The sequence below is a fragment of the Aquipuribacter sp. SD81 genome (assembly GCF_037153975.1).
Classification (GTDB): Bacteria; Actinomycetota; Actinomycetes; order Actinomycetales; family JBBAYJ01; genus Aquipuribacter.
This window is the reverse complement of sequence record NZ_JBBAYJ010000047.1, coordinates 1-10016: the sequence shown is the minus strand read 5'-3', so window position 1 is coordinate 10016 and position 10016 is coordinate 1. Positions and strand designations below refer to the sequence as shown.

Here is a 10016-nt window from a genome sequence, read left to right as displayed (position 1 = left end):
CCGGCGCGGCGGGCACCCCGGCGTCCGCCGCCGGGGCGCCGGCGCCCGGGGCCGGCGCCGACGTGCCCGCCGTCCGGGGCACGGGCGAGGCGCTCGGCCGGCTGTACGTCCTCGAGGGCTCGACGCTCGGCGGCAAGGTGCTGCGCCGGCACCTGCTCGCCTGCGGCGCCGACGTGCCCGTCGCGGGGCTCGCGTGCTTCGACCCCTACGGCGAGCGGGCCGGTCGCATGTGGCAGGAGCTGCGCGCGGCCGTCGAGGCGTGGGCGCGGAGTGCGGGCACGGCCGGCGTCCTCGTCGCCGCGACCTCGACCTTCTCCGCCCTCGCCGGGCGGTGCGAGGCCGACGCAGCCCTGCCCGCGGTGCCGGGGGCCCGGTGAGCGAGAGCGGGCGCCGCGCCGCCGTCGAGGCCCTCGTCGCCGACGGGCTCGCCGACGGCGTGGGCGAGGACGCCCTCGCCATCTGCGCGAGCGAGCCCATCCACGTGCCCGGCGCGATCCAGCCCCACGGCTGGCTCCTCACCGTCGACGAGCAGCAGCGCGTGCTCCACGCCTCGGCGAACGTCACCGACCTCGGCGCGGGCGGCCCGGCCGAGGTGCTCGGACGTCCCCTCGCGGACGTCCTCGGCACGACCGCGGCCGAGATCCTCGCCGGTCACGTGCAGGTCTTCAGCGACCTCCGCGAGCGCAACCCGCTCCTGCTGCACCTGCAGACCCCGCGCGGGCTCGTGACGGCCGACGCGGTGCTGCACCGCCCCGCCGCCGCGGACGGGCAGCTGTCGCCGCTGGTCGTCGTGGAGCTGGAGGCCGCCCACGGCGCCCGGCCGTTCTCCTTCTCCAACACGTACCAGGCGGTCCGCGGGAGCGTCGAGGCGCTCAACCGGGCCCGCAGCACCGAGGAGCTCTACGAGGTGGCCGCCCGGGAGGTGCGCGACCTCACCGGGTTCGACCGCGTGATGGTGTACCGCTTCGACCCCGACCACAACGGCGAGGTCGTCGCCGAGGCGCTGCGCGACGACCTCGAGCCGTTCCTCGGTCTGCACTACCCCGCCTCGGACATCCCGCCTCAGGCGCGCCGGCTGTACGAGCTCAACTGGGTGCGCATCATCGCCGACGTCGCGTACACGCCCGTCCCGCTGCTCGCCCTGCCCGGGGCCCCCGACCCGCTCGACCTGTCGTACTCCACGCTGCGCAGCGTGTCGCCGGTGCACGTGGAGTACCTGCGCAACATGGGCGTGCGGGCGTCGATGTCGCTGTCGCTGCTGCAGGACGGCCGGCTGTGGGGCCTCGTCGCGTGCCACCACTACTCCGGGCCGCACCTGCCGCCCTACGGCGTCCGGGCGGCTGCGGAGTTCCTCGCCTCGACGTTGTCGCTGCGGCTGGTCGACCGCGTCACGGAGGAGGGCCTCGGCGACCGGCTGGCCTCCGAGCAGGCGCTCGTGCAGCTCGTGTCGATGCTCGCGGAGGACGAGCGCCCGCTCGCCGACACCCTCACCGACGAGCACGGCGTCTGCGCCGTCGTCGACGCCGACGGCGCCCTCGCCGACGTCGAGGGCGTCCGGCGCACGTGCGGGGAGGTCGCGGACGACCTCGACGTGGACGCGCTGCGGGCCTGGCTCGCGGCGGACGGGCGCGACGTCGTCTCCCTCCGCTCGCTGCAGGAGGAGGCGCCGGGCCTCGTCACGGCGCTGCCGGGTGTCGCGGGGCTGCTCGCTCTCGTGCTCGAGGACGGGCAGCTCGTGGTGTGGCTGCGCGGTGAGCTCGTGCGGACCGTCACGTGGGGTGGCGACCCGGGCGAGAAGGTGGTCACGCACGAGGCCGGCAGCACCCGGATCGGACCACGGCGCTCGTTCGCGCACTGGCAGGAGGTCGTGCGCGGCCGGGCCGCGACGTGGGAGGAGCGCGACCTGCTGGCCGCGGACCGGCTGCGCGGCGCGGTGGTGAAGACGCTGTACCGACGGGCCCGGCAGCAGGTGCGGACCGCCGAGGACGTGCAGCGCAGCCTCCTGCCGCAGCACCTGCCGGTGCTGGACGGCTGGCACGTCGACGCCTCCTACCGCCCGGCCCCCGGCGGCCGGGTCGGCGGCGACTGGTACGACTGGCTGTCGCTGCCCGACGGGCGGCTCGTGCTCGTCGTCGGCGACGTCGCGGGGCACGGCGTGCACGCGGCCGCGGCGATGGCGGAGATGCGGCACGCCCTGCGGGCCTACCTCACGCGGGGCGAGGCGCCCGGGGAGGCCGTGGCCGCGCTCGACGCGCACGTCGCGACGGCCCTGCCCGACCAGATGGCGACCCTCGTCCTGGTGTGCCTGGACCGGGCGTCCGGGCGCTGCGAGCTGGTGAGCGTCGGGCACCCGCCACCGCTGCGCCGGCGCGCGGACGGCAGCACGGAGGAGGTGGTGGTCGACACCTCGCCGCCGCTGGGGCTGCGGCTCGGACCATCGCCCAGCACGCCCGTCGAGCTCGCCCGGGGCGAGAGCCTCGTGCTCTACACCGACGGCCTCGTCGAGCGGCGCGACCGGTCCTTCGGTGACGGCGTCGCCCTCCTCCGCTCGGCGCTGGTGACCGGTCGCGGGGCCGACGACGTGCGCGCCCGGACCGCGCCGGGGCACGTGGACGACGACGTCACGCTCCTCGTGCTCACCCGCTCCGGCTGAGGTCGCCTCGGCCGACGAGGACCACCTGACGGGCGGTCGCCGTGCCACCGGCCTGCCGCCGCCAGGCGGTGCCGACCTCGGCGAGCGGCGACGTCTCGTGCGCGACGGTGACGCCCGGCACCGCGAGCACCGCGAGCAGGGCGTGCGCCACCTGCTCCGGGCCCAGGTGCGTGTTGGTGTGGCCGAGCACCTCGAGCGCGCGGCTGCGCAGGACCGCCGACGGCACGGTGACCTCCGGTCCGGCCGACGAGCCGAGGTGGACGAGCCGGCCCCCCACGGCCAGCGCGCCGACCGCGGCCGTCGCGGGGGCGCCACCGAGCGGGTCGAGCACGAGGTCGTACGCCCCGCCGCCCGCGGCCGCCAGGTCGTCGAGGGCGTCGAGGTCGGGTGCGGCGTCGGCCCCGAGCGCGAGCGCCCGCTCGCGCCCGGCCGCCGAGCGGGCCGCGCCCACGACCGTGGCGGCCCCCACGTGCCGGGCGACCTGCACCGCGACCTGGCCGACCGTCCCGCCCGCCCCCAGCACGAGCACGCGCTCGCCGGCGACCAGGCGACCCCGGACCACCAGCGCGTGCCAGGCCGCGACGGCGGACATGCCGAGGGCGGCGACGGTGGCGTCGTCGGGCGGCCCCTCGGGCAGGACCGTGCAGGAGGCGTCGGGCACCGCGACGAGCTCGGCGAGGGTCCCGTCGCCCGCGCCGGTGCCGGCGGTCGTCGAGACGTGCACCCGAGCCCCGACCGGGTGCGTGCCGGAGCGGACGACCCGGCCGACCCCCGCGACGCCCGGCACGTACGGCAGGGCGGGCACGCCGAAGTACGAGGTCCCCGAGGCGGCGAGCACGTCCAGCGGGGCGACCGGTGCCGCCGAGACGCGCACGAGGGTCCTGCCGTCGCCGTCGCTGTCCGCCGGGTCGGGCCGGGCGCCGTGGACGGGGGTCCCCCCGGCCTCGTGCAGGACCGCCGCCTCCATGTCGCACCTCCGGCTCCGGCGACACCCGCGGTGGGTGTCCGCCCAGCGGACGGTAGTCCGGCCAGTCGGGCGGCGCCACGGCGGACCGCTTGACAGAGCGGGGAGCAGCGCGAACCCTGGTCCCGGCGACCGCTGAGCGGACACTCGTCCGACGACGGGACGGCGCCCACACACCCTGGTGACGAAGGAGTTGCCCATGAACGGCACGAGCCCCGGCATCGTCTTCCGCGGCGGCACCGTCCTGCCCATGGACCTGGCCCGCAGCGTCCTGCCCGACACCGACGTCCTCGTCGTCGGCGACCGCGTCGAGGCGGTGGGGCCGTCCCTCGACGTGCCGACCGGGACCGAGGAGGTCGACGCGAGCGGGGGCGTCGTCATGCCCGGGATGGTCGACACCCACCGGCACATGTGGCAGACGGCCATGCGCGGCTACGGCGCCGACTGGACTCTCACCCAGTACTTCGTCTGGTACTACCTCGAGCACGGACGGCACTTCCGCCCCGAGGACATCCGGGCCGGCAACCTGCTGAGCGCCGCGGAGTCCCTCGACGCCGGGGTGACGACGACGGTCGACTGGTCGCACGGGCTGCAGAGCGTCGAGCACGCGGAGGCCGCGGTCGACGCCCTGCGCAGCGTCCCCGGACGCTTCGTCCTCGCCTACGGCAACATCCAGGCCGGGCCGTGGGAGTGGTCGGCGTCGCCGGACTTCCGCGCCTTCGTCGAGCGGTTCCCGCGCAGCGACTTGCTCGGCCTGCAGATGGCCTTCGACGTGACCGGTGACCCCGCCTTCCCCGAGCGGGCGGCGTTCGAGGTGGCACGCGACCTCGACCTCGCCGTCACGACGCACGCGGGGGTCTGGGGCGCGACCAACGACGACGGCATCCGGCTCATGCACGAGAACGGCTTCATGGAGCCGCGCACGGTCTACGTGCACGCGGCGACGCTGTCCCACGACTCCTACCACCGGATCGCGGCCACGGGCGGGTCGGTGTCGGTCGCGACGGAGAGCGAGCAGAGCTGCGGGCAGGGCTACCCCCCCACCTGGGCGCTGCGCGAGCACGGCATCCCCGTGTCGATCTCGATGGACACGAGCGTGTGGATGAGCGGGGACCTGTTCAGCGCCATGCGGACGACGCTGGGGGCCGACCGCTCGCGCGAGCACATGGAGGCGCACCGCAAGGGCGACACCGTCACCCACTGCCACCTGCGCGCCGACCAGGTCGTGGAGTGGGCGACCCGGGGTGGGGCCCGGGCGCTCGGCATGGACGACGTCGTCGGCAGCCTCGAACCGGGCAAGAAGGCCGACGTGGTCCTGCTGAAGAACGACCACAGCCCCGTGTCGTTCCCGCTGCTCAACCCCTACGGGCACGTGGCGCTGCAGGCGCAGCGCAGCGACGTCCACACCGTCGTCGTCGACGGTCGCGTCGTGAAGCGCGACGGCCGCCTCGTGGGCGTCGACCTGCCCTCCATCCGGCGTGAGGTCGAGGCGACGCTCGAGCACCTGCGCGGCTCGATGGGCGAGGAGGCCTGGCAGGCCGGCATGAACCCCGACGTGCCGGAGACGAAGGTGCTCGACAACCCCTACCAGTACACGGACTACCGCACGGCGTCCACCCACGCCGGCCACGGCTGAACCGTCGTCCACCCGCGCCCGTCGTCCCGAGGTGACCGGGACGACGGGCGCCGGTGCGTCCAGGCACCCATCCGGGTGACACGTCGGTGTCGTACCCCTCTCGCTCGGGGATCGACGCGGCCCCCTGGGGCCATGACGGAAGGCACACCATGACGAACCGCAGGCGACTCACCCTCCTGACCGCGATCGGTACCGGTGCGGCGCTCGCCCTGGCCGGTCCCGCGCTGGCCGCCCACGACACCAACCCGTCGGACAAGGTGGCGAGCTACTCGTACTCCCTCGGCCAGGTGCAGTCCGGTGTCCCCGGCACGGACGCGAGCGGCACGACGCGCGTCAAGGCGCTGCCCAACGGCAAGCTGCAGGTGACGGTGGAGGCGACCGGTCTCGCGCCGGGTCTGCCCCACGCCATGCACCTGCACGACACGACCGGCGAGGACCGCGCCCCGTCCTCGTGCCCGGGCGCCGGGGCCGACGCGAACGGCGACGGCGTCGTCACCGTCGCCGAGGGCGCGCCGTTCTACGGCGGCATCATCGCCTCGCTCACGACGAGCGGGGACACGTCGGCGGCCAGCGGTCTCGCGCTCGACCGGTTCCCGGTGGCGGACGCCGACGGGAACCTGTCGTACAGCCGCACCTTCACCCCCGCCGACCCGACGGCGTACGCGCAGGCCGGCAGCGTCCAGGTGGTCGTGCACGGGGCCGACTTCGACGGCAACGGCATGTACGGCTTCAACGCGGCCGACCCGTTCGCGTCGAAGGAGTCCTCCATCGCCCCGGGTGTCCCGCTCGAGGCGACGGTCCCGGTGCTGTGCGGCGGGATCGCCAACTGAGGCACCCCGCCCGGTGAGACCGGAGGGGGGCGTGGTCGGTCGGCGCGCCCCCCTCCCACCGGTCCGCCCGGCAGGCCGGGACCTTGGTCCCCGACCTCGGTCGACCCGGACGCCGATGGTGTCGGTGGCGCCACGCACGGCGCCGGTCAGGTCGAGCTGCTGGGCCACCTGCCCGTCTACGGCCTGTTCCTGCGCTCCTCGTCTACGGATCGACCCGGCGACCGCCCGCCTCGTGCCGTGGTTGACGTGCCCGACGGACCTGCAGGGCCTGCGGCGCCTGCGAGGTCCCGGGGACATGCGGGGCCTGCGAGGGCTGCCGGGTTCTCGTCGCCTGTGCGAGGACGGGCCGGCGCCCGAGCCGACGACGGCGGAGGCACCCGTCTGAGGCGGCGTTCAGTCGGCTGCGGTCCTTCCGTTCACCTACGGCCCGGCGGGCCCATCGACGGCGGCGCGCAGCTCGGCGAACAGCGCCGCCAGACCGGCCGGCGTGTGGTGCGCGTTGAGCCCGCTGGGGTTCGGCAGCACCCACACTCGGGTCGTGCCGATCGTGTGGTCCAGCTGCGGCCCGAGCGCCGCACGCGGCCGCTCGAACGCGGTCCTGTAGGCCGTGACGCCGAGGACCGCGAGGGTCGACGGCCGGTGCGCCCGCACCGTCGCCTCCAGCCGGGTGCGGCCCGCGCGGAGCTCCGCGGCACTGAGCTCGGCGGCCGCGGCGGTCGCGCGGGCGACGACGTTCGTCACGCCCAGGCCGAGCCCGAGCAGCTCGGCCTGCTCATGGGGCGCGAGCTGCTGAGGCGTGAAGCCGCTGCGGTGCAGCGCGGGCCAGAAGCGGTTGCCGGGACGGGCGAAGTGGTGCCCGGACCACGCCGACCACAGCCCGGGGTTGATGCCGCAGAACAGGACGCGCAGGCCGGGCGCGACGACGTCGTCGAGGGTCCGGTCGACGCTCGCGAGCAGCTCCTCGCGGGTCGGGCGGGCACTCGACGGGCTCACCGGTCGGTCCGGGCTCCCCGCCGCGGACGGCGGCTCGGGACGGCGACGCGACGACGCACGGCCCGATCCTGACAGACGGCGCCGCGCGCCACCCCCTACGAGGGCGTCGACGCCGGCGCCCGGCTGGTGTCCTCGCACGGACTTCGCTAGGCAGGAAGCGTGACCGACGAGGAGACGGTTCCGTGGACCGATGCCCACCTGCACGTCGTGGACTTCCTCGCCCAGCCGGGCGACCCCGCGGCGTTGCGCGAGGCCCTGCTCGACTCCGGCGCCGAGCGGGCTGTCGTGTTCGGGCTGCCCGTGAAGAAGAAGTGGTCGGTGGCCGAGCCGCAGCGTCCCGGGTACTACCTCGACGGCAACGATCCGTGCGGCTACCACTCGGCGACCGACTGGGAGGTGCGTGCGCTCGCGTCGGAGCTCGAGGGCGACGGGCTCGAGGTCGCGCCGCTCACGTGCGGCTTCGACCCCACCGACCAGGTCGCCGGCGACGTGCTGCGGCGGCACTGGGACTCCTGGGACCGGTGGGCGGGGGTGGGAGAGGTGCTGCTGCGCCACGACAGCCTCACCAACCTGACGATCGGGGAGACGCCGCGCGCCGACCACCCCGCGATGGCGTCGGTGCTCAGGCTCGCCGGCGAGCGCGGTCTGCCGGTCTCCGTGCACCACGACACCGGCTCGAACGGCCGGCCCGGCGCGCACGAGTACGCCGGCCAGCTCGACCTCATGCTCCGCGACGCGCCGGACACCGACGTCGTGTGGTGCCACGCCGGGTCCTCGCGAGGCATGCGCCCGCACGACCAGCTCGACCTCGCGCACGAGCTCATGTCCCGGCACGACCGGCTCGTCCTCGAGGTCTCCTGGGTGCTGCTCGACCAGGTGACGCAGGACGGCACGGTCGACGAGCGGTGGGTCGACGTGGCGCGCCGCTGGCCGGAGCGGGTCGTCGTCGGCACCGACGCCGTCGCCGACCCGGACACCGTGCGCGAGCAGGCCGCGCGCATCCAGCTCTACCTCGGTGCGCTGCCCGACGACGTGCGCCCGCTGGTGGCCTCCGGCAACGCCGGACGCCTCTGGTTTGAGGAGTAGCGCGCGCCGTCAGAACGGGGGCGGCTCCGCCGACGCCGGCGGATGGACCGCTGGGGGTGGGTGGCTCGGCGTCGGGTTGCGCACCGTCACGCCGGTGGGCGTCGTCCAGGTGAGCGTCCCGTCCGGCTCCAGCCGGGTCCGGAAGCTGCCGTGGTGCTTGAGACGGTGGTGGCGCCGGCACGTGACGCACAGGTTCTCGGGGACGGTGGGCCCCTCGGGGAACGGGATGACGTGGTCGACGTCGGACCTCGCACGCGCCCGGCACGTAGGGAAGGTGCACTCGCGGTCGCGGGCCTTGACCAGCCGGGCGACGGCCGCGGTCGGGCGGTAGGTCCGCGGGCTCGTCCACGTGACGAGGCCCGTCTCCGGGTCGGTGACCCACCGGCGCCAGCGCGCGTCCGCGGCGAGCTCCCGCACGAGCGAGGCGGGCACCGGTCCGACACCGTCGAGCTCACCGGGCGCGTCGCCGCGGGCGGGGACACCGGCCCCGAGGGTGACCGTCCCGTCACCCTCGGGCCCCCGCGCAGTCGGCGTCCCGCCCGGGAGCACCGCGCCGGCGGGCGCGACCAGCGCCAGCTCGACCCGCACCCGGTGGGCGGCGGCGAGCGACTCCGAGTCGCCGAGGACCATGGCGAGCAGCGTGTCGACCCGCGCCTGGTCGACCGTGCGTCGTGTGTCCGCCTCGACCGTCGGCTCGACGGCCGCGGCGCGGTCCGCCGCGAGCAGCGCCCGCGCCGTCCCGTCCAGGCGCGTGAAGGCGGCGTGGAGGAGGTCGGCGCGACCGGTCACCTGCAGCAGGGCCGTGCCCTCGTCCGCGCCGCCGAGGTGCCGCAGCGTGCAGCTGCGCCGCTCGTGCGCCTCCCGGAGGCGCTGCTCGTGCGCCGCGGGGAGCGCTCGGGCGACGAGGCGACGCAGCCGGGCGTCGAGCTGGGTGGGCGTCAGGTCCCCGGCGGCCGGACCGGGCCGCCGGTCGGCGAGAGCGGGCACGCTGCCGGGCTCGAGCAGCTCCGCCTCCACGAGGACCAGCGCCTGCACGAGGAGCCGCCGGGCAGCCCGGCGCAGCAGGTCGCGCCGCTGCGTCGACGAGGCGTCGGCGGGGACCTCGACACCGAGCTCACGAGCCCGGGCCTCGTCGACCTCAGGCAGGGGCACCTGCGAGAGCTGCTCGGTGAGGCGCCTCGCTCGCGCCAGGTCGAGGGCGCCCCGCCTCAGCGCGGCGAAGGTCGCCGGCCCGTGACCGTTCGGCTCACCGTCGTCCGTCCCGGGTGTGCCGTGCGCGTCCCCGGTGAAGCGCAGAGCCAGCTCCATCGCCGACCTGGCAGTGCCGGGAGCCAGCCGTCGCAGCAGGGCGATCTCCGCGGCGGTGCCGGTGTCGACGAGGTCGAGTTCGGCCGCCGGGTCCGCGCGCAGCGCCTGCCGGCGGCGGGTGAGCGTGAGGGTCGCGACCGCCTGCACCTCCACCGCGTCGGCGCTCGCACGGACCTGCACCGCTCCGCGGATGGCGTCGAGTGCGGCCGCGGACAGCACGTCGGCGTCGTCGGCACGAGAGCCTGCGTCGAGCGTCATGCGTGCCTCCCCTCGCGCGGCGACCGACCCGTCGCCGACCACCTGCTGCGACGGTAGAGAGCACCCCGGACACAACCCCGGCGAGCGCGGACGCCCTCGGGGTACCGGCCACTACGCTGTCCCGTCGGCCGGGCTCCCGGTCCACGCCCTCGTAGCTCAACCGGATAGAGCAACGGCCTTCTAATCCGTAGGTTGCAGGTTCGAGTCCTGCCGGGGGCACCCCAGCCGTGTGCACCTTCGCCTCATCCTTGACGTTTCGTCGTCGGGTGATGGTTGACGGTGTTTCGG

The 10016-nt window shown here is 75.8% G+C and carries 8 protein-coding genes and 1 tRNA gene; 6 read left to right on the top strand and 3 right to left on the bottom strand.

What is annotated here, in order from left to right:
• Both WAA21_RS17460 and WAA21_RS17455 read left to right on the top strand, forming a co-directional pair.
• The coding region (locus tag WAA21_RS17460) for a hypothetical protein (protein WP_336924131.1) at positions 1 to 377 on the top strand (377 nt) is incomplete at its 5' end.
• Positions 374 to 2653 carry a SpoIIE family protein phosphatase gene (locus WAA21_RS17455; RefSeq protein WP_336924130.1) on the top strand — a complete coding sequence of 760 codons (2280 nt, stop codon included), beginning with the start codon at positions 374 to 376 and terminating at the stop codon, positions 2651 to 2653. The genes WAA21_RS17460 and WAA21_RS17455, both read left to right, overlap by 4 nt.
• On the opposite strand, the gene WAA21_RS17450 is transcribed toward WAA21_RS17455, so the two are convergent.
• Positions 2637 to 3620: a quinone oxidoreductase family protein gene (locus WAA21_RS17450; protein WP_336924129.1), complete on the bottom strand. Its 984-nt coding sequence runs from the start codon at positions 3618 to 3620 to the stop codon at positions 2637 to 2639. The genes WAA21_RS17455 and WAA21_RS17450 overlap by 17 nt on opposite strands.
• A gap of 196 nt (positions 3621 to 3816) precedes the next feature.
• On the opposite strand from WAA21_RS17450, the gene WAA21_RS17445 reads away from it, so the two are divergent.
• Both WAA21_RS17445 and WAA21_RS17440 read left to right on the top strand, forming a co-directional pair.
• Complete coding sequence (locus tag WAA21_RS17445) at positions 3817 to 5253, top strand: amidohydrolase family protein (RefSeq protein ID WP_336924128.1); 1437 nt, start codon at positions 3817 to 3819, stop codon at positions 5251 to 5253.
• Positions 5254 to 5402: 149 nt separating this feature from the next.
• Positions 5403 to 6083 carry a hypothetical protein gene (locus WAA21_RS17440; protein WP_336924127.1) on the top strand — a complete coding sequence of 227 codons (681 nt, stop codon included), beginning with the start codon at positions 5403 to 5405 and terminating at the stop codon, positions 6081 to 6083.
• A gap of 420 nt (positions 6084 to 6503) precedes the next feature.
• Here WAA21_RS17440 and mug read toward each other — a convergent pair whose 3' ends face one another.
• A complete protein-coding gene (mug, locus tag WAA21_RS17435; RefSeq protein WP_336924126.1) occupies positions 6504 to 7076 on the bottom strand; it encodes a G/U mismatch-specific DNA glycosylase in 573 nt (190 codons plus the stop codon).
• A 159-nt stretch (positions 7077 to 7235) separates the two neighbouring features.
• On the opposite strand from mug, the gene WAA21_RS17430 reads away from it, so the two are divergent.
• On the top strand, positions 7236 to 8162 hold the full coding sequence (locus tag WAA21_RS17430; RefSeq protein WP_336924125.1) for an amidohydrolase family protein: 927 nt from the start codon (positions 7236 to 7238) through the stop codon (positions 8160 to 8162).
• Positions 8163 to 8171: 9 nt separating this feature from the next.
• Here the strand turns inward: WAA21_RS17430 and WAA21_RS17425 are convergent, their stop codons facing one another.
• A complete protein-coding gene (locus WAA21_RS17425; RefSeq protein ID WP_336924124.1) occupies positions 8172 to 9728 on the bottom strand; it encodes an HNH endonuclease signature motif containing protein in 1557 nt (518 codons plus the stop codon).
• A 145-nt stretch (positions 9729 to 9873) separates the two neighbouring features.
• Between WAA21_RS17425 and WAA21_RS17420 the strand changes: the two genes are divergently transcribed.
• Positions 9874 to 9947, top strand: a tRNA-Arg gene (locus WAA21_RS17420).
• Positions 9948 to 10016: the final 69 nt, after the last annotated feature.